The organism is Actinobacillus delphinicola (genome assembly GCF_900638385.1).
In the GTDB taxonomy this organism is placed as follows: domain Bacteria; phylum Pseudomonadota; class Gammaproteobacteria; order Enterobacterales; family Pasteurellaceae; genus Actinobacillus_C; species Actinobacillus_C delphinicola.
In genome coordinates, this window is sequence record NZ_LR134510.1 from 1,632,656 (window position 1) to 1,657,841 (window position 25,186).

Here is a 25,186-nt window from a genome sequence, read left to right on the forward strand (position 1 = left end):
AAACTGATGGATATTAGAAATATTTTTTATTTTAAAAATATTGTTGATCAATATTATCCGAACGGATCTACGGAGAGTATTGATATTAAGATGGTTGTTGACTTAGTAAAATCTCAGCTTACACAAATTAATGATAAAAATTTTTCGGAAATTATGATTGGATGTTTTATACCAGATTTATATCCAGGAATGGGTGTTGAGGAAAAATTATTTACGAAACTTACCGAACTTATGGTTGGTGAATGGTGGAGAAGATTAGGTGGTGAGTATAATTTACCTACTAAGAAATCAGGAACAGAGGATGTTGAATTAATTATAGGGAATAATTCAATTATATGTGACGTTAAAGTTTTTAGGCTTGGGCGTAGTCAAAAAGCACCAAATGTTAAGGATTTTATTAAATTAGAAAGTATTAGAGATTGGAAAGATAATTTAAACAATAAATATATTAAAAAGGGAATTTCCCAAAATATTATTGGAGGGATAATTACCTATTCATCTCTACATGAATGGGCACAAAATAGTGCGGTCTATAAAGCATGTACTACACTGGATATGCCAGTAATTATGCTACCATATGAATTGTTGGCATTAATTCTAAAATATAAAGATCGATATTGTTTAGATGATTTTATAGAAATTTGGAATTATAGAGGTAATAAATTAATCCGTTCTGAAAGTAAAAGTAGTTATTGGAATTATATTAATAATAAATTACAGACTTTATTAAACTTAACTGATAATCAATATTATAATGAATTAAATAGTTATCAGAATAATATTATTCAGGCTGTGGAAGAATATATCAAAAATATAAAAAAAGATATATTTAATAATAGAAAACGTATTATTTCTGAAATTAATTATATTCAAGATATTAGAGAATTAAAAAGGCGTTTTATAAGAGATCTTGATAAAGAATACAATAAAGATGCAATAAAATCCTTAAAATATATTAATCTTTTTAGAAAATTTTAAAAAAATAACCCAATTTATTGTTATAATAGATTGGGTTAATTTTTTTATATATTTTTAATTCTATTATTTGCTATTTCAACCATTTCTGAGTTTAGTTCAAATCCTACTCCATTTCTATTCAGTATTTTGGAGGCTAAAATTGTTGTACCACTTCCTGCGAAAGGATCTAATATGTTTTGTCCAGGTAAAGTTACTAATTCTATTAATAATTTCATTAAGTTTAAAGGTTTTTGAGTAGGATGTAATCCTCTATCATTAGATTCAACTAAAATTTTTAGCATATTAGAATGGGTAAGAGTATTAGGATTAATGTTGTATTTAGACAGTGCATTTTCATTCCATGCACCAACTTCATAATTAATTACGTTATTTGATAGTGTATCACCGAGTTTATATGGCTTTTGAAACCATAAGATAGGTTCAAATATTGGTCTCAGGTTAGCAACTCTCCATGAATTCCATTTTTCAGCGTTACATAGATCTCCACGACGTTCGTAAATCTTCGAAATTCTTTGGGCTCTATGTGGAGCTCGATCTCGTTCCCAAGATAGCATATCTTTAAAAGTAAATCCTGCATCTTCAAGAGCAATAATAACTCTATGAGTGAATTGCCTACCAGCAAAAATAAAGACACTTGCACCTGGCTTTAAAACTCGTAACCATTCGGCAGCCCAGTTTGTAACCCAAAGCTGATATTCATGGGATATTAGTTTGTCAGCTGCAGACCATCCATTTAGTGGTTTACCTCTTCGTTTAAAAAGAGAACATTTTTCTTGAGCTATGGATTTTCCACCTAAGGCTGAATTGGTATTATTGTGCAACACGTCCCAACTATCATATCCGATGCCGTATGGAATGTCCGATATAATGGCATGGACTGATCTAGATTCAATTTTTTTTATTAATTCTATAGAATTACCTGAAATTATTTGGTTATTGAATGTTATTTTTTCCATAGTTATAAGATTATCCAGAGAAAATTTATTTTGTTATACAAAATTATAAAACTAATTTTTACAAATTTTAATAAATGTTAATATTATCCTATAAAGGATGAGCTATTAAATGCGCTTTACTGACCTAGCTAGAATAGCTTATTTTTCTAAAAAGTAATAGATAATTAATCTAAATATCAACCTACGCCCTTGGGTGGTGTTGGTGGTGGAGTTGTTTGAGGCGTTCTTTGGCGACGTGGGTGTAGATTTGCGTCGTGGAGAGATCGCTGTGACCGAGGAGCATTTGTACGACACGCAGGTCGGCGCCGTGGTTTACCAGGTGAGTGGCGAACGCGTGGCGTAGGACGTGTGGAGAAAGTTGATCGGTGTCGATATCTGCTAACATACCGTAAAGTTTAATGCGGTGCCAAAAGGTTTGGCGGGTCATTTGTTTACCACGGCGACTTGGGAAAAGCACGTCAATGTGGATGCCGTTTACTAATAATTGGCGCCCATAGACTAAAAAGGCTTTGGTCCAATATGTTGCTTCCTCGCCCATTGGCACAATGCGTTCTTTGTTACCTTTACCGATTACACGAATTACGCCTTGTTCAAGATTGATATTATCCATTGTCAACGACACTAATTCCGTTACCCGCAATCCCGTTGCATAAAGCAGTTCTAACATTGCTTTATCACGCAGTTCAAGCGGATCATCGGTATTTGGGGCATTAAGTAATTCCGTTACCTGATTTTCGCTTAATGATTTAGGTAAGCGAGCGGGTAATTTAGGTGAGGTTAAAAGCGCACTTGGATCATCACTGCGGTAGTTTTCCTGATATAAATAATGGAAAAATTTCCGCAGTGTGCTGAGCATTCTAGCCATACTTGTCGTTTTATAACCTTTCTCAAGGCGTTCGCCTAAAAAGGTTTGTAAATGCACATTGTCCACTTCTCGCAAATCAATTTGCTGATTTTCGAGCCATTGGAAAAAAGCAGTTAAATCTAAACGGTAAGATTGCACCGTGTTTTCAGATAACCCTTTTTCTAACCATAATTCATTTAAAAACTGATCAAGTAGGCTAAAAGTCTGCATGGTTTTATTCCTCCGTTATAACCGTATCAACAGAGGTGACCGCAATGGTTTTCATTTTGCGTGGAATGAATGGAATTGCTAGGAATGCAAAAGCCGCCATTACTAAGAACGTATCTGTTGGAGAAACGCCATATAACCAACCTGCAAGGATGGATAAAATCGCTAAGCTACCACAACCTGCAATCGCGTTGTAAAGTCCTTGTAAGTTAGCAAAGGCTTTTGGTGATTGATAAGAGATGTAACGTACGATAGCGTAGTGGTTTAATGCGAAAGTTAAACAGTGCATTAATTGCAATGGAAGAATTTCTGCAAAAGTGTGTGCAAATGGGAATAATGCCCAACGAATACCTGTGGCAATCGCAGAGATGTAGAATAAATTACGTAATTGCCATTTGCCGAATAATTTCGTTACGAAGAAGAAGAAAATCACTTCGGCAAGTACGCTTAAACCCCAAAGCACACTGGTGGTTTCAACTGGAATACCAAGATGTTTCCAATAGATAACACTGTAAACGTAGTAAGCAGCATGTGAACCTTGAATAAGGGCAACAGCAATGATGATACGTGTTGTGATTGGATTTTTAAGTAATTCTACCAGAGAAGGCGGAGCGATATGAGCAGTATCTGGATCATGGTGATCTTTTGGCATTATGCTTGGCGGAAGCATTTGTGCGGATGCATAACAGAATAATAGCGCCGTTACTACCCAGCCGACATATTGTTCACCGATATAACCGATAAAGGCACCGAATACCGTTACTCCGATCATAAATGCCAGAGAACCGATTAAACGCACACGACCATAATCTAATTTTACTTGGAATTGCCAGGTCGTAGCGAGGGTATCGCTTAATGGAATACCTGCTGAGTTAACGAAGGAGAATAACCATAATCCCGCGCATAGTAGCCAGAAGTTTTGTACCGTGAAACTCATATAAACCATGATGGCACAGCTACCCCAAGCGATTCCACGCAGGGCGGTAAGAAGTTGAGGAGCGGCTTTAATAAAGCGGGTAAAGAACATGCTTCCTGCAAAACGAAAAATGTAAGCGGATGCCATGATAAAACCAATGGTTTCAGCGGCATAAGCCTGAGATTTAAGCCAAGCTGGGAAGAATGGCATAAATACGCCATAAGAACAAAAATAACCGAAAAAGCTAAGGATCAGCCACGGATATGGACGTAATTTCATTAAAATAAATCCTGTTATTGCTAAAAATATTACGATAAAACCTTTGAATTATTACCTAAACGATGAAAACAAAGGTAAAATACGGGCTCATTCTACCGAAATTATTAAGGAACTACTATGCTTTGGTTTAAAAACCTAATGATTTATCGCTTAACCAAAAACCTAGATTGGTCTGAAGAAGCACTACAAGAAAATTTAGAAAAAGAGAGTTTTACGCCGTGTTCACAAGGGGAGATGACACATTTCGGTTGGACAAATCCGCTCAAAGATAGCGAATTATTTTATTTTCAAAGCGGAAAAAATATTTTACTGAAAGCACAAAAAGAAGACAAAATCTTACCCGCTGCGGTGATTAAACAGGAATTAGACGCACGAATTGCTGAACTTGAGAAGAAAGAAGGACGCAAATTACGTAAATTAGAAAAACAATCTTTAAAAGAAGACGTAATTGCGACTTTATTACCGCGTGCCTTTAGTAAAAATCAAACCACAACGCTTTGGGTGGATACGGAAAATCAATTAATTTATGTAAATAGTGCATCCAGTAAACGTGCCGAAGACGCATTGGCATTATTGCGTAAAAGTTTAGGCTCACTTCCTGTTGTGCCTTTAACTTTTGCGAACGATATGAGCGAAGTGATGCGCCATTGGATTATCAATAACGACGCACCACAATGGGCAACGATTTTAGAAGATGCCGAAATTAAAGGCGGTTCTGATGAAGCGGTGATTCGTTGTAAAAAACAAGATCTTGGCGCAGATGAAATTATCGCTTTCTTACAATCAGGCAAAACGATTTCAAAACTTGCCCTAGATTGGGATGAACACGTGAGCTTTGTTCTAAAAGATGACGCAACAATGGCACGTTTAAAATTTGCGGATGAATTACGTGATAAAAATGCAGATATCGATAAAGAGGATATCGCACAACGCCTTGATGCAGATTTTATTTTAATGACAGGGACATTAAGCCAATTGACTGACCATTTGCTCAATGCATTTGGTGGAGAAAAAGAACGTCTATAATCTAAAGGACATTTTTTCGATCACGCCCTGATTTTCCAAAAATTTTATGGAAAATTGGGGCGTAATTTTATAAAAGCGAAAAAAATTCGGAAATTTTAAAAATTTTTCACAAAAACAGACTTTTATCCATTCTTGAAAAGGCGAAAATCAAGTATAATTAAAGCAATTTTTTGCCCATTTTTAAGTAGGAAAGAAGCATGCTTGACACATCTCAAACCATTCCAGAGCTAGTGAATTGGACAAGAGAACGTGAGTTTTCATTGAATCTTACAACAGAGCGCCTCGCATTTTTATTGACCATCGCTATTTATAATAATGAAAGTCTAGATGGTGAAATGCTTGAAACGGATCTCGTAGATTTATTCCGCCACGTTTCACGTGAATTCCAGCAAAGTAAAGACACGCTTACACAGCGTGCTAACAATGCGATTAATGAATTAGTTAAACAACGCCTAATCAATCGTTTCACCAGCGAATTTACCGAAGGATTAGCGATCTATCGTTTAACCCCACTGGGCGTTGGGATAGCGAATTATTATATTCGCCAACGCGAATTTTCTACTTTACGCCTTTCTGTCCAGCTTTCTATTGTGGCAGATGAAATCCAAAAAGCCGCAGAGGCTGCTGAAACTAATGGCGATGAAACTTATTGGCATCGTAACGTCTTTGCTCCACTCAAATATTCCGTTGCGGAAATTTTCGATAGTATCGATCTTTCACAACGTGTCATGGATGAAAATCAACACGCTATCAAAGAAGAAATTGCTGATTTACTAAGTAAAGACTGGCAAGCAGCGATCTCAAGTTGTGAACGTTTATTAGATGAAACCTCAGGTAATTTACGTGAATTACAAGATACCCTCAATGCTGCAGGTGATAAACTGCAAGAAGAATTATTGCGTATCCAAAGTTGCGTAATCGAACGCTCCGACTTAGATTTTATCGATAATCTTGTGATTGAATTACAAAATAAACTTGACCGAATCATTAGTTGGGGACAACAAGCTATCGATCTTTGGATAGGTTACGATCGCCATGTACATAAATTTATCCGTACCGCAATTGATTTAGATAAAAACCGTGTGTTCTCACAACGCCTACGCCAATCTATTGCAAATTATTTTGATGCACCGTGGTATTTATGGACCGCACAAGCAGAACGCCTTGTCGATATGCGTGATGAAGAATTAGTGTTGCATAATGAAGAAGCGCTCGGTGAATTGCCAGAAGATTTACAATATGAAAGCATCTCTCTTTTACAAGACGAAATTGCAGAAAAAATGCAAGTTCTGCTTGCCACTTATCGTGACAAAAATGAGCCGATTGATCTCAGTATTGTATTGCAACAACAACTGGCAGAGCGTCCATTAAGCCAACATTTTGATGTGGCACGTATTATTGTCGATCAAGCTGTAAAACTCGGGCTTGCAAGTGCCGATTTATCAGGGATTTATCCAGAATGGCAAGATGTCAATGACGAAGGCGCAGCCGTTCAGGCCAACCCAATCAACCAATATCAACCTCAACAGGAAAATGTTAAACATGTTAGATAACCAACAACAAGAAATGTTACCTCCTAATTTAGCCAAAGCATTAGCCAACCCCCTTTTCCCTGAGGTCGATAGCCAATTGCGTATGGGCAAACATATTTGTATCGAACAACTTGATAATCATAGTTTCTTACTGGATTTTCATCGTGAACTGGACGAATTTTATCGTCGCTATCACGTAGAATTAATTCGTGCGCCTGAAGGATTTTTCTATCTTCGCCCACGAGCAAATACACTGATTGCACGATCCGTTTTAACCGAATTAGAAATGCTAGTCGGTAAAGTGTTGTGCTACCTCTATTTAAGCCCAGAGCGTTTAGCTCAGCAAGGGATTTTCAGCACGCAAGAAGTGTATGATGAATTGTTAAATCTAGCTGACAAAGACAAATTATTAAAAGCGATTAACCAACGTTCCTCGGGTTCTGATTTAGATAAACAAAAACTTGCTGAAAAAGTACGTTCTTCACTTAATCGCTTACGTCGCTTAGGCATGATCATTACTGTAGGCGATCAATATAGTGGTAAATTTACCATTACCGAAGCGGTATTCCGTTTTGGGGCAGAAGTGCGTGCGGGTGACGATGCGCTTGAGGCACAATCACGCTTAATTCGTGATGGCGAAGGGGCAAATCCACAATCTCTCGCTGAATTAAAACAACTTAACCAACAAATTGACACTGATGCAGAGCAAGAAGACGCGTTCCAAGAGGATGATGAATAATGGAAAACAAAAATAATAACGTAACCCAATTATCGCGTGGCAAATTCCGTTCCCTAACCTTAGTGAACTGGAATGGTTTTTTTGCCCGTACTTTTGATATTGACGAATTAGTTACTACGCTTTCTGGTGGTAACGGGGCAGGGAAATCAACCACGATGGCAGGGTTTGTTACCGCATTAATCCCTGATTTAACTTTACTACATTTCCGTAATACCACGGAAGCAGGCGCCAGTGGCGGTTCCCGTGATAAAGGCTTGCATGGTAAATTACGCCCGGGCGTGTGTTATGCGGTTTTAGAGGCAGAAAATTCCCGCCATGAACGTATTTTTATGGGCGTACGTCTGCAACAAGTGGCGGGGCGTGATAAGAAAGTTGATATCAAACCATTTTCATTATTAAAAGTCCGTGCCGATATTACACCAACTGCACTTTTAACCGATATTATTAATGGACAACAAGCGCGCGTTTTATCCTTAAACGATTTAGCGGCTAAAGTAGAAAAATTAGGTGGTGAATTTAAACAATATCATTCTATCGCAGATTATCATTCAGTGATGTTTGACTTAGGAATGTTGCCAAAACGCTTACGTAGCTCTGCGGACCGTACTAAATTCTATAAATTGATTGAAGCCTCTTTATACGGGGGGATTTCTAGTGCGATTACCCGTTCTTTGCGTGATTATTTATTGCCAGAAAACCAAGGCGTGAAAAAGGCCTTTGCAGATATGGAATCTGCGTTGCGTGAAAACCGCATGACTCTTGAAGCAATCAAAATGACGCAAGGCGACCGTGATTTATTTAAACATTTAATCACTGAAACTACGCAATACGTTGCTGCCGATTATATGCGTAATGCGAATGAACGCCGTGGTAATGTTGAAAAAGCCTTAGAATTTCGTCGTGCGCTTTTCCAAGCTAAAACAGAACAAGAATTAGCGCAACATCGCTTAATCGATTTTAGCCGTGAAGCCGCAATGCTTTCTGAAAGTGAAGAAGGACTAGAGCAAGAATATCAAGCGGCATCTGATTTCTTAAACTTAGTACTTAACGCAAGTCGTCATCAAGAAAAAATTGACCGCTATCAAGAAGATGTTGAAGAATTACGTGAAAAAGTTGAAGAGCAACAAGTCGTCTTAGAAGAAGTTTCCGAAGAAGAGGAAATGCAACAAGCGGAATTAGAAACCCTTGAGGCACAAATTGATGATTTACGTGATGAATTAGCGGACTACCAACAAGCGCTTGATGCTCAGCAAACTCGTGCGTTGCAATATCAACAAGCACAACAAGCGCTTGAAAAAGCTAAAACACAATGTGGTCTTCCACAACTTACGCCAGAAAATGCAGCGGATTTCCACTTCGAGTTTGAACAAAAACTTGATGAGATGATGGAAACCTTATTAGATTTTGAACAAAAAATGGCAATCTCTAATACCGCAAAAAATCAGTTTGACGAGGCATATCAATTATTGCGTAAAATGGTTGGTGATGTTGCTCGTGAAGATGCATGGCAAATTGCGCAAGAAGTGTTGGATATGTATCCACAACAAAAAATGCAAGCCCAACTGGCGCCACAACTTCGTGCGAAATTACAAGAGCTTGATAAACGTCTTGCACAACAAAAAAATGCACTCCAACAATTACGTGAGTTTAATCAACGCACAGGCTTAACGCTTGATACGGCTGAGGCTTTCGCTGAATATGCAGAAGAAAAAACAGCTGAAGCGGAAGAATTAGAAGCGCAATTAGTGGAATTAACAGAAACACGCTCTGAACTTCGCCAAAATCAAGCAACATTGAATGCGCAATATCAAGAAAAATCTGCGCTTGCGCCAAGTTGGTTGGTGGCACAATCCGCATTAGACCGTTTAAGTGAACAAAGTGGTACGCAATTTACCTCAAGCCAAGACGTTACCCAGTTTATGCAAACGCTTTTAGAAAAAGAACGTGCATTAGGCTTAAAACGTGAACAGCTTGCCGCAAAACGTCAACAATTAGACGATCAAATCGCACGCCTAAGCTTACCAGATGGCGCAGATGATCCACGCTTAACTCAGTTAGCAGAACGTTTCCAAGGTGTCTTGCTGTCAGAATTGTATGATGATGTGCCTGTTGAGGACGCGCCATATTTCTCCGCACTTTATGGACCTGCTCGCCATGGTATCGTGGTACGCGATCTTGCAGCGATTAAAGATGAATTAGCGACCTTAACTGATTGCCCTGATGATCTATATTTTATCGAAGGCGATCCAGCAAGCTTTGATGACAATGTTTACACTTCAGAAGAATGTGAACATGGGGTAGTGGTTCAAGTATCTGGACGTGAATTACGTTATTCTACTTTCCCACAAATTCCATTATTTGGACGAGCTGCACGTGAAAAACAATTAGAAGTTTTACAAACAGAACGTGAAATTGTCCAAGAAGAATACGCAAGCGTTGCGTTTGACGTACAAAAATGCCAACGCCTATCTGAAAACTTCAGCCAATTTGTTGGGCTACATTTAGCACTCGCTTTCCAACCGAATCCAGAAGAACAGTTAGCGATTATCCAACAACAACGCAACGAAGTGGAACGTGATTTAACCGCCGTACAAAATCAACAACAACAGGCTCAACAACAGCTTTCATCAATTAAAGGGCAATTACAGCTTATTGCGAAAATTACCCCTGCATTGGATCTTATCGCTGATGAAAGTTTAATGGAAGAATATGAGCTACGCCGTGAAGAACTAGTTCAAGCAGAAGAAGATGAACAATTTGTTCGTCAAAATAATGTGACAATGTCACAATTTATGCCAATCGTCAATGCGTTACGTAGCGATCCGGCAAATTATGACAAACTGGTTGCCGATTACGCTCAAATCCAGCAACAACAAAAACGCTTACAACAACATCGTTTCTTACTTGCCGAGGTGGTGCAACGCCAAGCGCACTTTGCCTATGCGGATGTTGCTGTCGCTGAAACCAGTGAATTAAATAAACAATTACGTGCGCAACTCGAGCAAGCACAACAACGTCGTGAAACCTTGCGTGAAAACGTACGCCAAAAACACGCACGCGCAACGCAATATCGCCAAGTGTTAATCGAATTAACCAGTGCCTTGCAAGAAAAAAATAAAATGTTGCAAGAATTGATCACCGAAGTAGGACAGCTTGGTGTACGTGTTGATGCAAATTCAGAAGAATTGGCGCGCGAACGTCGTGATAATTTACATCAACAATTAGCGAACAATCGCCAACGCCGTCAATTCGTTGAAAAACAATTAACCTTAATTGAAAGCGAAAGCGAAAACCTTACTCGCCGTATTCACAAAGCAGAACGCGATTACCATACGCAACGTGAAATCGTGGTGGCGGCTAAAGCAAGTTGGGAAGTGGTATTGCGCCTTTCTCGTCAAGCCGATATGGAAAAACGCCTCAATCGCCGTGAATTTGCGTATCTTTCTAGCGAAGAACTTCGCTCAATGTCGGATAAAGCCCTCGGGGCATTACGCACAGCGGTAGCGGATAATGAATACTTGCGTGATAGTTTACGTGCCTCAGAAGACAACCGTAAGCCTGAAAATAAAGTGCGATTCTTCATTGCGGTTTACCAACATCTTCGTGAACGTATCCGCCAAGACATCATTAAAACCGATGATCCGATTGATGCAATCGAACAAATGGAAGTGGAATTAGCACGCTTAACTGAAGAATTGACAACCCGTGAGAAAAAACTCGCAATTAGTTCTGAAAGTGTGGCGAACATCATGCGTAAAACGATTCAACGGGAAGAAAACCGTATTCGTATGCTGAACCAAGGCTTACAAAATATCGCATTTGGTCAGGTGAAATCAGTACGCTTGGTGGTGAATATTCGAGAAAGTCATGCAGCATTATTAGATGCATTGACCAATAAAGCCGAAAATCAAGACTTGTTTAACGATAACCGCATTACGTTCTCGGAAGCGATGGCAAAACTTTACCAACGCCTCAACCCACAAATCGATATGGGGCAACGTTCTGCGCAAACCATCGGTGAAGCATTGCTTGATTACCGTAATTACTTAGACTTAGAAGTTGAAGTTTACCGTGGTACAGACGGTTGGTTACGTGCAGAAAGTGGCGCACTCTCTACAGGTGAGGCTATCGGTACAGGTATGTCTATCTTATTAATGGTAGTACAAAGCTGGGAAGAAGAAAGTCGCCGTATCCGTGCGAAAGATATCTTGCCATGTCGTTTACTCTTCCTCGATGAAGCCGCACGTCTAGATGCGAAATCTATCGCAACACTGTTTGAACTCTGCGAACGCCTCGATATGCAACTGCTTATCGCCGCCCCAGAAAACATCAGCCCAGAAAAAGGAACAACCTACAAACTGGTGCGTAAAATCACCAACAACCACGAACACGTCCACGTGGTCGGTCTAAGAGGCTTCGGCGCCCGAGAAGAATAACCTTTAAAAAACACGCCCCCATTTTCCATAAAATTTTGCGAAAATCGGGGCGTGAGTTTTTGTTTTTAATGGAGTAACAATGCAATCTCATACCGAATTAATGTTCCCCGTTTTACAGTTTTTTAGTGATGGGGAAGTGCATACCAAATCAGAAACTTGTGACTATGGGAAAAGCCATTTTGGATTTTCTCCACAAGAATTAGAAGAAAGACTAAATTCTGGCGGATTAACCTATCGGAGCCGTATTGAATGGGCGATTACCTATTTATCCTACACGAAAGCGCTCAATGATACGACACGCCTTTTGCAACGCACAAAGCGTGCTACCTATCAAATTACGCCACTAGGGAAAAAATTAGCACAAGATAAAAATGCCTATCTCAACTGGTATCAGAAAACCTATGGAAATGGACAGGCAAAAACAAAATCGCGAGACACAGAAGATAAAATAGTTGCGTATCCTCTCACACCTCAAGAACAAATTGAACAAGGTGCTGGGGAATTACATGCGAATTTAAAAGCAGAATTATTAGCCAAAATTCAAGCACAAAGCCCACAATTTTTCGAGAGATTAGTTCTCAAACTACTGGTAAAAATGGGATATGGAGTCAATGGACATCATCGCCTCACTCAAAATACAGCGGACGGTGGCATTGATGGCATTATTTATGAAGATGAATTGGGCTTAAATAAAATTTATCTCCAGGCAAAATGTTGGCAAAATCCAATTAGTCGCCCTGAGCTACAAAAATTTGCAGGTGCTATTTCAGATAAAAACACGCCGAAAGGTGTCTTCATCACCACGTCTTATTTTTCTAAAGAGGCCGAAAGATATGCGCGTGAACACCAACGATTTACTATCGCCTTAATTGACGGCGATCGCCTCGCAGAACTCATGATTAAATATAAACTAGGCGTAGAAACGGATTACATCGTAGAAATCTGCCGACCAGATAATGATTTCTTTGATGAGGAATAATTGAGCTTTTGTATCCACTAGATTTAATCACGCCCCAATTTTCCATAAAATTTTGCGAAAATCGGGGCGTGTGGATTATTGGTATTGGGTTATCTTTTGTTTTTCTGCAATAACTTTTTTACGGATCTGTTTATACTTTTTATCTAGTAAAGCTGCATAATTTATGGAGCCTAAAAGCTTGTTATAAGTGGTTTCGAGCTTTTTCTTATCTAGTTTATCAGGTGACGTTTTTAATATATCTTTCCATGATTGTAATGCGGTATGTAATTCACGTAGGAAAGTATTTGGAAGGTGAGTATCACCATTTTTTATATATATGCCTGTCACCCTTCTAATTTTAAATGGCTTGAAAAGCAAAATTTTTTGAGTATTTATTTGATAACCATAAGATGTAATGATTTTTTTAAGTTGATATTTAAAATTATGAGGTATTGTTTTCCCTGAAAAAGTAAGATCATCTACAAAAATACTAAAACGTAAGTCATATTGATTGGATAGCTTAGCGATTTTTTCAAACATATTGAAATTTGTCCAAAAAGCTAAATGCATACTAAGTTGACTCCCAGTAGGCAACCTTCCTTCATGTGTGGTACATAGTTCCGAGAGGATAGTAGCGATGTTATGAGAACATTGAAGTTTATTTTTAAAAAATTTAAAAATTGCTTGTCTTTTAGTAGATGGAAAAAATTTTTCTATATCGGCTGTGAATACATGTAAATCCTCTTGGAGGTGAAGTTTGGCATTTTCAATGTGAGAAGCACCTTTTTTACCTGACATGAGATAATCTGGCATCGCTATTCGAGCAAGGAGATCACCAATTCGATAATGAATTTGCTTTAAGAGATTTTTAGGTGTTTGAATAATACGATGTTTTTTTGAAAATGAATGATAAAAATCTTTTAAATTTTCACGGACAAAGATTAGATCGTTTTGAGAAATATTAAGTATCTTTAAGAGTTTTTGTTCATACTGAATATTATAAAGTGGACTTTCTTCTAAATTATAGCTTTTATTTCTAGTATTAAGTTTAGTCATAATTTGATTTTGAGTCTGGCTGTTTAGTAGGGTAGGAAGCAGAGGTATACCACGTTAGGATATCAATTAATTTTTCGTGTGGAAAAACGTGCCATAGCATCTCTAGAAGAATACAAATATCAATAAGACGTTTGATAACTCTAGCAAGCACATTCAAGATTAAGTAAATTGAAGTAAGTATCTTAACAAAATTACTTAGTCTAGATGATAAACTTTTTTTGGTATCTGATACAGGTCGATTAATTTTATTAGTCATATTAGCTCCTTTTCTCATATTTTATACCGCGAATAAATTCGCTCCCTCACCTAAAATATGATAGCTCCAGTATCATTCTCCTCTGCTAAACTAATGCACAGCACTACTCACAGTGCTGTGCCCAAAAGATTTCCTAAAGGTTACTTAATGACTGCCTAAAGGTGCCTATTGGGATTAGGTGGAAACAATGTTTCCGAGTTATTCACTCAATGTTATATTGATGAGAAATGACCTAAGTAATCGACTTAAGTAGAGTAACAAACACACATAGACAAATCAAATAAAAAATATTTATATATCAATAAGTTATATTATTAAAAATTACTTATTTAGTAGTAAACTTATGAAATAAACAATTCCTAATTATTTGATTTGTATAATCCATTAATAACAAGTCGTACCTCTTTAAAATAATTATACTATCAAATAGTTATCAAAAATAATTAACTTTTGGATGTATTACATAGATTAAATTTATAGCATCTACCTTTAAAAAGGTATAGGATCACGGCATCTGTAGCTTGAAGGAATATTTATGAGTACACTTATGCAAAAAGATGTGTTGATTGAGGCGGTGGCGAATGCTAAGGCGATTTCAATCAATAAACATCAAGGAAAACATCCAGCCTCAAAAAGGCTCGGTCAGTTAAGAAATATTATTTATTTAAGTTCCCCTCAACAGATTGATTTTAATGAAATACTCCAAGAAATTAATCTATTAAAAGAAACACTTTTATCCCTTCCTGATTTATCCCTACATAATGAATTAACTGGTGATATGTTAATTCTCAGTAAGTTTGAAGAAGCTTGGAAACAAATGCTAGAGGATAATCCACAAATCAAAAAATCGGATAATCTTAAAGCATTTTTATTAGGCGGTCAGCCTGGTGCTGGTAAATCATTTGGAGCTAAACAGGCTTTACATCAATTAAATAATAATATTGTTGTTATTAATGGTGATGAATTTAGAGCATTGCACCCTGAATATGAAGAAATTTATAAACAGCATGGAAAAGATGCAAGTAAATATACGGGTGAATTTGCAGGAATTATGGTGCATCTTTTTAGAGAACGGGCGTTAAAAGAAAAATTAAATATTGTTATTGAAGGTACATTCAGAACGACTGAAACGCCGATTAGAGAGTTAACAAATTTTAAAAAACATGGTTACAGTGTTGATCTTATTATTTGTACTTGTCCGCAAGAAGTCAGTCTAGATAGTACCTTTGAAAGAGCAGAAGGACATAAAAAAATAGGTATTCAGCCTCGTTATGTACCGCCAGAACATCACGATTTAGTGGTGGATAAACTTCCTCAAAACGTATCAGAAGTATTTAACACTGGTCTTGTAGATAAATTAGAAATCTATTCAAGAGAAGGAAAATGCTTTGATTCGACTACCAATAATCCCGATGAGATAGCTCAAAGAATCTACCAAATTTTACACGCCACTGATAGTTACTAATAACGACTATTTATTATTTTGCAATTTGAGAAATAAACCTAAGGAGAAAATATGAAATTTCGTACTAAATTACTTCCTGTCATGTTATTACCAATCCTTATTTCTGGATGTAGTACCATGGATGGGGTTATGGGACAAATTAAGGATAAGATGAATGAAGCACAAGCTATGTCAGCAGCAAAACCTGAAAATTTAAGCCAAGTTTGCCGAGATTATAGTTCTAATGAAGTGATGGCACGACGTAAATGGGATGGTCGTTACGTCTCAACAAGTGGTCGAATTACATCTATTCAAGATTTATTCGGTGGGTTAAATTTAGGTATTGAAGGACATGGTTATAAATTTATTGCAAAAGATGTAACGGGTATTGATGTAAGTCAACTCAGAAATGGGGAAAAAATACATGTAAAAGGGATTATTAGTATGCCTATCGTAGGGTGTTACTTCGTCTTAAACAATGCCATTATTTCCTACTAATATTTTAAAATCCCCCTCGGGGGATTTTTTCTTTCTAAGCCTACCTAATTTACTGTCTTCACCCCTGTTTACTTAAATCTCCATAAAATTTTACGAAAATCGGGGCGTGAGTTTTATTTTTGATTTTAAAATGTATAAAAAAGACTCTTTATTTTATTTTTTTGATCTACTTCAAAAAAAGATAGGATATCTTTTTAAAAATAAAGGAAAAAAGCTAATTAAATTGACGGATTGTTTTTTTTTTGCACAATTTACGCCCTTTTATTTCACAATAAAATTCCTAATGGTATATCAGCTCATTAGCGATATATCTATTTTCTCCAGCGTGAAGAGGTCGTTATGGAAGCTAAACAAATACTAATTGACTATGTGCAAAATATTCAACACATTACTCAACCAGTTGACATCAAATTGCCATTCAATATTGATGAATTAATCACCAAAATTAAGGAAAAAGAATTAATTGTTCCCGTAGTTGGGGCATTTTCGGCGGGGAAAAGTACCTTAATCAATTCAATGTTAGGAAGGAACATATTACCGACTAATATTACAGCAGAAACAGCACTCGCAACCGAATTACGCTATGGCACGGAAGAATATATCGAAGCCTACACCACAGAAAGTGATTTTGAACGCTTTGCTCTTACTGATTTTGAAAAAATCAAAAATAAATCTGAAGATTACCAATTCTTAAAACTTTTCTTAAATAATCCCAAACTTAAAGAAATTGAACCTTTAGTTCTGGTTGATATGCCAGGATTTGAGTCACCAATTGCGAACCATCATCAAGCAATTTTAAATTATCTAAACCGTGGCGTGTATTTTGTCTTTTTAACCAGTGTGCTAGATGGCACGATTACACGTTCTATGCTTCAAGAAATTCACAATACGCAGATGGTTGGTAAAGGCTACAGTTTTTGCCTTAGTAAAACCAATTTACGCTCACCAGAAACCGTAGCAGAAGTACGCGATCAACTCGCACGCCAGCTAGCGACACAATGCGATTATCATGAGCCAATTATTCTGCTTGATGATAATGGCGGGGAAAATCTTCATAAAATTTTATTAAGTATCAATCCTGATGACCTTTTTAAAAAGGTATTTCTAAATACATTGCAAGATAATTTCTTTCAATTAGAAGAAAATATTAATGTAAAAATTAGCGCTTTAAATGCGAGTCGTGAAGAAAATATTGCGGCAAAAACCCAACTTGAAACCACGATTCGTAAACTTCAACAACAAAAAAATACGGAGTTAGAAAACTTAAAGCGTTATGAAAATAAACTTTATATAGACAACATTATTGATGGTGTAGTAAACGCAATTCAGAGCCATGAGTATCGCTTGGTTTCTACGGTACTCAGTAGTGGGATGCCACAGTTTGAAAATGAATTAAGTGCGATTGTTAAAGATAGCCTATTAGCGGGCATTCAACAATTCTTTGCTCAAGCCAACCAACAAATGCTCCAAGGCATTGAACGCACTGTTGGAGCTTCACTTGTCAATGTAAAAGGCTTTGACTTTAATGAATCAGGACTCTCTGACCTCGGCAGTACGATTAATTCTACGGTTGGTGTGGTTCAAGAAGTCTTAACACAGCTGATTGGTGTATTAGGACCTGGCATGTTAAGCACCATCATGAAATTTATCCTCCAAATTGTTTCTCATACGATGCTCCCAGTAGTGAGTACAGTTTTGGGGTTACTAGCCAGTTTATTTAGCGGTGGAAATTCAGAACAAGATCAACGTCGCCGTATTAGCGACGTAATAAATCATGAAATTATTCCCGTGCTGCGTAGTAAATTACGAGAAACGTTACAACCGCAAATTGCTCAAGGGCTAGCTGAGATGATGAGTCAAATTACTATAAAATTTGAAGAACGACTTGCGGGTTACCAGGCGGAAATTCAACAAATTTTAGATAAAGAAGCTAGTGAAAAAGCGCAACGTGTTCAACAAGTAGAAGCGTTAAAACAGGTACGCGATGCGTTAAGTGTCAATGCACGAAATGTGATTTTTTAGCCCCAACCGTGAAGGAATATACTATGAGTAAAGCCAAATTATTTGAATTAAATGATGAAATTAATCATTTTTTTAATACCCAACCCGAACTTAAAGACGATGTACGTTTTAAAAATCGAGTCCTCACAAGCGCTACCTTAGAAGCGGAATGGAAAGATAAAAATAACCTCTCCCGCGAATTGCGTGTAGGGATTATTGGGCGTGTTAAAGCAGGGAAAAGTTCACTTTTAAATGCTTTATTGTTTAATGGGGAAAGTGTATTACCGCAAGCTGCAACACCAATGACAGCTGCACTTACCGTTATGAAATATGGTGATAAGGAAAAAGCAGAAGTCGATTTTTATACCAATGATGATATTGAAAAATTAGAAGCGGATAGTCGTCTTTATGAACAAGAATTAAAGAAAGCAATTGAAGCGAATATTATTCCTGAAAATGAAGCGAATTCCCCTGATTCAGTAGCACAATTATCCGAAAATGATAGCTCGGAGAATGAAAATCATGGATGGTTTGGAAATTTAGGTAACCAGGCTAAAAATATGGGGAAAAAAGTAGCACAACAGATGCGCAAAAATAATCCTGAATACCGTCAACAAATTATCGAGGCGTTTAATCAGGCTAATCCGATACTGGTTGCAGCACATCAACAAGTCGAAGCCATGCATGCTCATCCACTTTCTATGAGCGAGCGTAAAACTATGCAAACACTGACTGCGAACTCTCATCAGGAATTAATGCAAAAATTAAATGATTATGTAGGTGCAGCAGGGAAATATATGCCTTATACCAAGTCGGTTACTTTATACCTAAAAGAAGAATCATTAAAGGATTTGGAAGTCATTGATACTCCAGGGGTAAACGATCCTGTTGCTTCACGTGAAGAGCGGACTCATGAATTTTTAAAACAATGCGACGTAGTGTTTGTGGTCTCGCCATCAGCACAATTTATAAGCAATGAAGATTTAGCATTGATGCAACGCGTTACCGTCAATGAGGGAATTCAGGAAGTCTATTTGGTGGCAAGCCAAGTAGATAATGATATGTGTACTCCAAGTGAAGGTGGCAATGGTGGTTCGCCTACCGTAGTCCTTGAAAAGATTGCTCAAAAATTAACACATCAGGCAGAACGTGCCTTAAATGGGCATAAAGTATTAAGTCAAAATAGCAATTTGCGTGCGTTATTTGAAAAACACCAAGTGATTTGCACGTCATCTATGGCATTTAATATGCTGAAAAACTTTAGTAATAAAGCTAGCTGGCAGGGAAATATAGCAACGGTTTGGAAAAATCTTACTCATTATTATCGCGATTATTTAACTTCGGATGCGACAGCTAAACACCATTTAGAAAAAATGGCAAATATTGCCGTATTGAAAACGGTGTTAGACGAAGTGCGTGCGAATAAAGATAAAATCCGTGCTAGCAATCAAGACACCTTTATTGAAACCAAAAAAACTAATATGTTAGCGCTTTTAGACGATGTCAATGATCACTTCGATGAGATGATTATGAAAGTTGAAACCACCTCGTCTGCCGAGGCGGAAGCGCAACTTGATTCCATTAAACGCTTTCAACACGCTGCCAAACGCGAAATTGATGCGGTTTATCGACGTGCTATTTATGACATTGTGATTGAAAATGGTTGGGCATATAAATTGGATATTACTACCGATAACTCCACCAAAGCCTTTTTTGACGTTAATCAGATTACTGAGCAAAAGAAAACTAGAGAAGTCAGGAATGATGCAAGTTTCTGGAATTGTTTTGGCTTATTTGCAGGAACGCATAAGGAATCTTATACCGTTGTGACGATCAATGCGACGCAAGTGAATGACGCTATTCAGACTGTAAGAAATGATGTTACAAGAGCTTTAAACGCTCAAATTGGCTCTTTGAAAATAGACTGGGAAAATGACTTAATACGGGAAGTGATGGCAACTATCCGTGAATGTAACCGAGAGGTAGGCGGAGAAAGATTACGTCGTAGTGAAATTAATGCGATATTGCGTGAACTGATTACGAATTTGCCGATCCGTAAAATTCAGTTAGCTGATAATATTCCTGATACTATTAAAAACCGATCTGGGAATTTAAGCGGTAGTGACGCAATGCGTTTTAATACAGAAGCGAAAACTTATATTTGCGATCAACTTATTCAAAACTTAAAACATGCTAATGCCAATTATGTTACAGATTTAGCACAGCAGTTAGAAGCAGTTAAACTCGGCACAGATATAACATTTGCATTACAAAAGCAAGCCGAGGAACTTGATAAAGCAATCAAAAACCAAAAAGAATATATTACACGTTATCAACGCATACGTGTGGCGGCACAACAATTAAGCAATAAAGTGAACCAAGCGTTATAGGATGATGGAGTAAAATAAAATATGGAAGAACTAGATCGCTGGAAGATAAATTATAATAAATTACAAGAAAAAAATGACGAGTTGGAGGAGAAACATCACTTAAAGAAAGTTGGGCAGGCGCTTGCGGACTCGCAAACAGATATGGAAAAAAAACAACAAACTGATGAAAAGTTAAAGGATGAGTTGATTCAAGAAAATACAGAAGATCTAGATCCTTGGAAAAGAAAGTGTAAGAAATTAGAAAATGAAAATGATGATTTAGGGTATAAAATCGATGAGCTGGAGTATGATTTAGAGAAAACTAAGCAAAAACTTACAGACTCGCAAACTGAGGCTCAAAAAGCCCAGAATGAATTAGATGCCCAGAAAAAAGAGTACGCACAGCAAACGGAAAAGTTAAAAGATGATTTAATTCAAGAAAAATTGCGTAGCAAGGTCGTAGCGGCGTTATTAGATAGCGAAAACACGAATGAAGCCTTTAAAGCTTTTCAAAAGATGCTGTATAGCGATTTTATGGCGTTTGCTAACGAGGAATCGTCTATTGCAGATGAGGCACAAGTCCTCTTAGATTTACAAGCGATTGAGCAAGAATTACAGCTCATTTCTGCGTACCCAGAATTTCATACGAAATGTACTGTGGCAGTTGGTGGGGGTTTTAGTGCGGGCAAATCGCAATTTATTAGTAGCTTATTTGAAGATAAGCGCTTTAGTTTACCATCAAATATTGAACCAACGACAGCACTTCCTACCTTTGTGTTAGATGGTAAACAAGGGCAACTAATTGGGGTGAATAGAGAGGGCGCGAAAGTTAATCTTAGCGAAATTGACCCACAAATTAGTGAGAAATTAACTCACCAATTTATGGATTCCTTCGGTTTTCCGCTTAAAAGCATTATGCCTTATATGTTTTTACCGACGCCATTAGCTTATAAACATCTATGCTTTATTGATACACCTGGGTATAACCCTGCAAGCGGTGGACAATCTTCTACTAAAGACGATGAAAAAACGGCTTTACAATATTTGCAAGATGCTGATGCCATTATTTGGTTGGTCAATGGTGCTATTAATGGGACGTTGCCAAATAGTGATTTACAATTTTTGAGTACTATCAAATATGAGAAACCTGATGTACCGCTTTATATTGTTTTAAATCGCGCTGATCAACGAGATAAAGAGGATATTAAACTCATTTTGCATGAAATTAAGCGTGTTCTCGATAATGCAGAAATTGCCTATTATGGTATCACCGCATATAGCTCGAGCATGAGAGAGGAATATTCTTTTACGAATACGAAGCCAGTGAAATCAAAACTATCTAGAAAAGCGAGGAAGTTGGCAAAGCCCGCAAATTCAGAGACACCAGCAACGTTACACGCTTTTTTAAAGGCATTGAATCACGCACAGCCAAAGCTAGATAAACTTATTGCTAAAATTTATGCGATTGATGAACACTATCAGCGTGCTATTTGGCGCGAAATTTGTATTAAGCAACGCTATATAGATGCAATTGAAGACGCAACTTTTAAGCTGAATGCCGACAACTACGCGGAAGGCAGGTCTAGGGTGTATGATTGCTTGGAAGATATTTCTAGTCAATTTTCTAAAGAGAATAAGAAATTAAAGGCACATCTTACAACGTTACAGAAAATTAGTACTAAATTTGTTGATGTGATTACTCAAATATTCAATTCTGGAAATGGGTATAATGTTAAGCTTATCACTTCTCTTAAACGTTCTGTAATTAGCGCACGTGATATCGATACATCGGATATTGAAATTACTGAAGTATGGGATACGGAAAAACAACTTGCTAAAGAGTTTATCGATGAAGCAAGAAAAATTAGTGAGAAAAATGCCATTCCTCAAGCACAGATGTTTAAAGATATAGAGCAAATTTTAATGCTAGAATGGGTTGGACAACACTTAGAAGACTTACAGGGTGAAGATAAGAGTTGGAACTTGGTAATAGACTTATTGAAAGCGTATCAAGAGATTATTAATGAGGATTCTTCTCTGACCTTTAATCTCTTTCGTAGCAATTTAATAGAAATCTTACCTTCAGAATAATCTTAAAAATCCCCACCAGGGGATTTTTTATTTTCCGCCCTAAATCACGCCCCAATTTCCCGCAAAATTTATGCATTATCTTGCTTATCCAAACAACCAAATTGATAAAAATCGTGCTACAATCCGCGATTCTATAAAATGATGTAATTTTAAACAGTTATAAAGGGTTTAGTTATGCAGAATTTAGGACTTGCGGTACTTTTTAGTGTTTTGGTGTCGGTGCTTTTGAAAGTGGCGAAACGGGGGAAAATCCAAATCGATCAAGCGATTGCGTTTAATTATATTTCCGCGGGGGCGTTGGCGTACTATGTGTTAAAGCCCAATTTTGATGGGGTAGGGTTTAATCAATTTTTGATGACCAGTTCCCACATGTCAATTTTTATTGCATTAGGTTTTTTATTGCCAACAGTTTTTATCATTATGGCGAAGGCGATTAATGTTGCGGGAATCGTGCGGGCGGATGCGGCACAACGCCTTTCGTTAATTTTACCGATTTTAGCCTCTTTCCTTTTATTTGGGCAAACCTTAACGCACGCTCGATTAATCGGCATTATTTTAGCGTTTTTAGCGCTTTTCTGTTTAGTTAAAAAACCGAATGCGGAAAAAGGTGCATTGGGTGTTATAGGGGCAGTGAGCCTGTTACTCGTATGGGCAGGATATGGGGTGATTGATATCCTGTTTAAAGAAGTCGCAAAAATGGGCGGGGCATTCCCAAATACCTTATTTGCCTCATTTGTACTGGGTGGCGGGATTCTCTTTATTTATCTTGTCTTAAAACGTGTGGAATGGACGATTCCGAGTGTGCTAGGCGGTTTATTCTTAGGTTGCTTAAACTTTGGAAATATTCTGTTTTATATCAAAGCACACCAAAGTTTTAGCGGCAATCCGACATTAGTATTTGCGAGTATGAATATTGGTGTCATTATTTTGGCAACCTTAGCTGGGGCAGCGTACTTCAAAGAAAAAATTAGTAAAATCAATTGGCTAGGGCTTGTATTAGGGGTTTTAGCGATTTGGTGTTTATTCTATTTAGATAAATTTATGGCGTAATGCCAATTCGTTTTGCCAAAATAGTGGCGCAATCAGTATGCCTCATGGCGGTTTTTCCGCTAAAATGGGGCATTCTTTTCATTAAAATAGATATAGATTTATTATGAGTAACGATTTTAGTTTTTTTATTTACGATTATGAAAGTTTTGGTATCGATCCTGCTCGTGATCGTCCCGCCCAGTTTGGGGGAATCCGTACTGATGAGAATTTTAATATCATTGGTGAACCTGTGATGTTTTATTGTCAGCAAACCAATGATTATTTGCCGTCACCAGATGCGGTGATGGTTACAGGGATTACGCCACAAGAATGTAATGAAAAGGGCGTTCCAGAATATGAATTTGCCGATAAGATCCTTGCCGAATTTAGCCAGCCGAATACGTGTATCATGGGTTACAACAATATTCGTTACGATGATGAAATGACTCGCTACACTTTCTATCGTAATTTGCGTGATCCGTATGCGTATAGTTATAAAAATGGGAATTCCCGTTGGGATTTATTAGATCTCGTGCGCGCGTGTTATGCGTTACGTCCAGAAGGGATTAACTGGGTGTATGACGATGATGGTTTGCCGTCTTTCCGTTTAGAACTTTTAACCAAAGCAAATGGCATTGAACATAGCCATGCCCACGATGCGATGGCGGACGTTTATGCGACTTTAGAAATGGCGAAATTAATTAAGCAGAAACAGCCGCGCCTTTTTGATTTTTACTTTAAAAATCGTGATAAGAAGAATGTTGAAAAGATGATGGATACGGCGACATTAACGCCGTTAGTGCATGTTTCTGGCATGTTTGGTAATGCACGTTCAAATGTATCCGTCATTGTGCCGTTAGCGTGGGATTTAAAAAATAAAAACCTCGTGCATTGTTGTGATTTGATGGGTGACGTGGAAGCCATGTTGCAGCGCCCTGCAGAAGAAAATCAACAAATTCTTTACACCAAGCGAACCGAGCTTGAAGAACAAGGCATTGCGCCCGTACCGCTTAAAGGCGTACATATTAATAAATGTCCATTTATCGCACCATTAAATACATTACGTCCGCAAGATCTGGAACGGCTAGGTATTGATATGGAAAAATGTCAGCGGAATTTAGCATTATTGCGAGAATATGCCTATATCCGTGATTTTACGTTAGATATTTGTGGTGCAGAGCGTGAATACCCTGCGGATGAAAATGTAGAAACCGCGCTTTATTCAGGGTTCTTTAGTCGTAATGATATGAATAATTTAGCAATTTTACGGACGTTACCTGTTGAAAAATGGGATGATTGTGGATTGAAATTTGAAGACCCACGTATTCCACAACTTTTATTTCATTTTAAAGCACGTTATTTCTTTAAAAATCTATCACGACCTGAACAAATTAAGTGGAAAAAATACCGTTTAAATAAAATCGAACAAAAAGCAGCCGAATTTGAAGCCCGTTTTTACGATTTACATCAAGAAAATTTAGGCAATGAAGAAAAAATGAACTTATTAAGCGAGTTACAGCTTTATGTGATGAAATTATTTGCCTAGAATA

General features: G+C 37.5%; 17 protein-coding genes. 13 read left to right on the forward strand and 4 right to left on the reverse strand.

Annotated elements, in window-relative coordinates:
* The first annotated feature begins 6 nt into the window (after positions 1 to 6).
* Complete coding sequence (locus EL259_RS07685) at positions 7 to 978, forward strand: HindIII family type II restriction endonuclease (protein ID WP_126600473.1); 972 nt, start codon at positions 7 to 9, stop codon at positions 976 to 978.
* A gap of 44 nt (positions 979 to 1,022) precedes the next feature.
* Here EL259_RS07685 and EL259_RS07690 read toward each other — a convergent pair whose 3' ends face one another.
* From EL259_RS07690 to EL259_RS07700, 3 genes are all read right to left on the reverse strand, one after another.
* Positions 1,023 to 1,934 (reverse strand): DNA-methyltransferase, encoded by a 912-nt coding sequence (locus EL259_RS07690; RefSeq protein WP_126600475.1) that lies wholly within the window; start codon positions 1,932 to 1,934, stop codon positions 1,023 to 1,025.
* Between the two features lie 181 nt (positions 1,935 to 2,115).
* Entirely contained in the window at positions 2,116 to 3,009 is an 894-nt protein-coding gene (gene xerD, locus EL259_RS07695) for a site-specific tyrosine recombinase XerD (RefSeq protein ID WP_126600477.1), read from the reverse strand.
* A gap of 4 nt (positions 3,010 to 3,013) precedes the next feature.
* Positions 3,014 to 4,201, reverse strand: a complete 1,188-nt coding sequence (locus tag EL259_RS07700; RefSeq protein ID WP_126600479.1) for a 3-phenylpropionate MFS transporter — start codon at positions 4,199 to 4,201, stop codon at positions 3,014 to 3,016.
* Between the two features lie 117 nt (positions 4,202 to 4,318).
* Here EL259_RS07700 and rdgC point away from each other — a divergent pair, with 117 nt between their 5' ends.
* The 5 genes from rdgC (at position 4,319) to EL259_RS07725 (ending at position 12,913) form a co-directional block, all read left to right on the forward strand.
* Positions 4,319 to 5,227, forward strand: a complete 909-nt coding sequence (rdgC, locus tag EL259_RS07705) for a recombination-associated protein RdgC (RefSeq protein ID WP_126600481.1) — start codon at positions 4,319 to 4,321, stop codon at positions 5,225 to 5,227.
* A 197-nt stretch (positions 5,228 to 5,424) separates the two neighbouring features.
* A complete protein-coding gene (gene mukF, locus EL259_RS07710) occupies positions 5,425 to 6,780 on the forward strand; it encodes a chromosome partition protein MukF (protein WP_126600483.1) in 1,356 nt (451 codons plus the stop codon).
* On the forward strand, positions 6,770 to 7,498 hold the full coding sequence (gene mukE, locus EL259_RS07715) for a chromosome partition protein MukE (RefSeq protein ID WP_126600927.1): 729 nt from the start codon (positions 6,770 to 6,772) through the stop codon (positions 7,496 to 7,498). Before mukF ends, mukE begins: the two co-directional genes overlap by 11 nt.
* Positions 7,498 to 11,934, forward strand: coding sequence for a chromosome partition protein MukB (gene mukB / locus EL259_RS07720; protein ID WP_126600485.1), 4,437 nt, complete (start codon positions 7,498 to 7,500; stop codon positions 11,932 to 11,934). Before mukE ends, mukB begins: the two co-directional genes overlap by 1 nt.
* A gap of 79 nt (positions 11,935 to 12,013) precedes the next feature.
* Complete coding sequence (locus EL259_RS07725; protein ID WP_126600487.1) at positions 12,014 to 12,913, forward strand: restriction endonuclease; 900 nt, start codon at positions 12,014 to 12,016, stop codon at positions 12,911 to 12,913.
* Between the two features lie 75 nt (positions 12,914 to 12,988).
* On the opposite strand, the gene EL259_RS07730 is transcribed toward EL259_RS07725, so the two are convergent.
* Complete coding sequence (locus tag EL259_RS07730) at positions 12,989 to 13,948, reverse strand: reverse transcriptase family protein (protein WP_126600489.1); 960 nt, start codon at positions 13,946 to 13,948, stop codon at positions 12,989 to 12,991.
* Positions 13,949 to 14,739: 791 nt separating this feature from the next.
* On the opposite strand from EL259_RS07730, the gene EL259_RS07735 reads away from it, so the two are divergent.
* From EL259_RS07735 to sbcB, 7 genes are all read left to right on the forward strand, one after another.
* Positions 14,740 to 15,669, forward strand: coding sequence for a zeta toxin family protein (locus EL259_RS07735; protein WP_126600491.1), 930 nt, complete (start codon positions 14,740 to 14,742; stop codon positions 15,667 to 15,669).
* 51 nt (positions 15,670 to 15,720) lie between these two features.
* On the forward strand, positions 15,721 to 16,146 hold the full coding sequence (locus tag EL259_RS07740; RefSeq protein WP_126600493.1) for a hypothetical protein: 426 nt from the start codon (positions 15,721 to 15,723) through the stop codon (positions 16,144 to 16,146).
* Between the two features lie 339 nt (positions 16,147 to 16,485).
* A complete protein-coding gene (locus EL259_RS07745) occupies positions 16,486 to 18,168 on the forward strand; it encodes a dynamin family protein (protein WP_126600495.1) in 1,683 nt (560 codons plus the stop codon).
* Positions 18,169 to 18,191: 23 nt separating this feature from the next.
* Positions 18,192 to 20,537 (forward strand): dynamin family protein, encoded by a 2,346-nt coding sequence (locus tag EL259_RS07750; RefSeq protein ID WP_126600497.1) that lies wholly within the window; start codon positions 18,192 to 18,194, stop codon positions 20,535 to 20,537.
* A gap of 21 nt (positions 20,538 to 20,558) precedes the next feature.
* Entirely contained in the window at positions 20,559 to 22,607 is a 2,049-nt protein-coding gene (locus EL259_RS07755; protein ID WP_126600499.1) for a dynamin family protein, read from the forward strand.
* A 174-nt stretch (positions 22,608 to 22,781) separates the two neighbouring features.
* The gene (locus tag EL259_RS07760) at positions 22,782 to 23,657 is read left to right on the forward strand and encodes a DMT family transporter (RefSeq protein WP_126600501.1); all 876 of its coding nucleotides are present in this window, start codon (positions 22,782 to 22,784) and stop codon (positions 23,655 to 23,657) included.
* A 103-nt stretch (positions 23,658 to 23,760) separates the two neighbouring features.
* Entirely contained in the window at positions 23,761 to 25,182 is a 1,422-nt protein-coding gene (gene sbcB, locus EL259_RS07765) for an exodeoxyribonuclease I (RefSeq protein WP_126600503.1), read from the forward strand.
* Positions 25,183 to 25,186 lie beyond the last annotated feature (4 nt).

What these genes read in the sequence shown, in the direction of transcription:
- EL259_RS07760 (WP_126600501.1), top strand. Translation starts at nt 22,782, where the DNA reads ATGCAGAATTTAGGACTTGCGGTACTTTTTAGTGTTTTGGTGTCGGTG.
- xerD (WP_126600477.1), bottom strand. Translation starts at nt 3,009, where the DNA reads ATGCAGACTTTTAGCCTACTTGATCAGTTTTTAAATGAATTATGGTTA.
- EL259_RS07740 (WP_126600493.1), top strand. Translation starts at nt 15,721, where the DNA reads ATGAAATTTCGTACTAAATTACTTCCTGTCATGTTATTACCAATCCTT.
- EL259_RS07730 (WP_126600489.1), bottom strand. Translation starts at nt 13,948, where the DNA reads ATGACTAAACTTAATACTAGAAATAAAAGCTATAATTTAGAAGAAAGT.
- EL259_RS07700 (WP_126600479.1), bottom strand. Translation starts at nt 4,201, where the DNA reads ATGAAATTACGTCCATATCCGTGGCTGATCCTTAGCTTTTTCGGTTAT.
- EL259_RS07735 (WP_126600491.1), top strand. Translation starts at nt 14,740, where the DNA reads ATGAGTACACTTATGCAAAAAGATGTGTTGATTGAGGCGGTGGCGAAT.
- EL259_RS07750 (WP_126600497.1), top strand. Translation starts at nt 18,192, where the DNA reads ATGAGTAAAGCCAAATTATTTGAATTAAATGATGAAATTAATCATTTT.
- mukF (WP_126600483.1), top strand. Translation starts at nt 5,425, where the DNA reads ATGCTTGACACATCTCAAACCATTCCAGAGCTAGTGAATTGGACAAGA.
- sbcB (WP_126600503.1), top strand. Translation starts at nt 23,761, where the DNA reads ATGAGTAACGATTTTAGTTTTTTTATTTACGATTATGAAAGTTTTGGT.
- mukE (WP_126600927.1), top strand. Translation starts at nt 6,770, where the DNA reads ATGTTAGATAACCAACAACAAGAAATGTTACCTCCTAATTTAGCCAAA.
- EL259_RS07745 (WP_126600495.1), top strand. Translation starts at nt 16,486, where the DNA reads ATGGAAGCTAAACAAATACTAATTGACTATGTGCAAAATATTCAACAC.
- EL259_RS07690 (WP_126600475.1), bottom strand. Translation starts at nt 1,934, where the DNA reads ATGGAAAAAATAACATTCAATAACCAAATAATTTCAGGTAATTCTATA.
- EL259_RS07725 (WP_126600487.1), top strand. Translation starts at nt 12,014, where the DNA reads ATGCAATCTCATACCGAATTAATGTTCCCCGTTTTACAGTTTTTTAGT.
- mukB (WP_126600485.1), top strand. Translation starts at nt 7,498, where the DNA reads ATGGAAAACAAAAATAATAACGTAACCCAATTATCGCGTGGCAAATTC.
- rdgC (WP_126600481.1), top strand. Translation starts at nt 4,319, where the DNA reads ATGCTTTGGTTTAAAAACCTAATGATTTATCGCTTAACCAAAAACCTA.
- EL259_RS07685 (WP_126600473.1), top strand. Translation starts at nt 7, where the DNA reads ATGGATATTAGAAATATTTTTTATTTTAAAAATATTGTTGATCAATAT.
- EL259_RS07755 (WP_126600499.1), top strand. Translation starts at nt 20,559, where the DNA reads ATGGAAGAACTAGATCGCTGGAAGATAAATTATAATAAATTACAAGAA.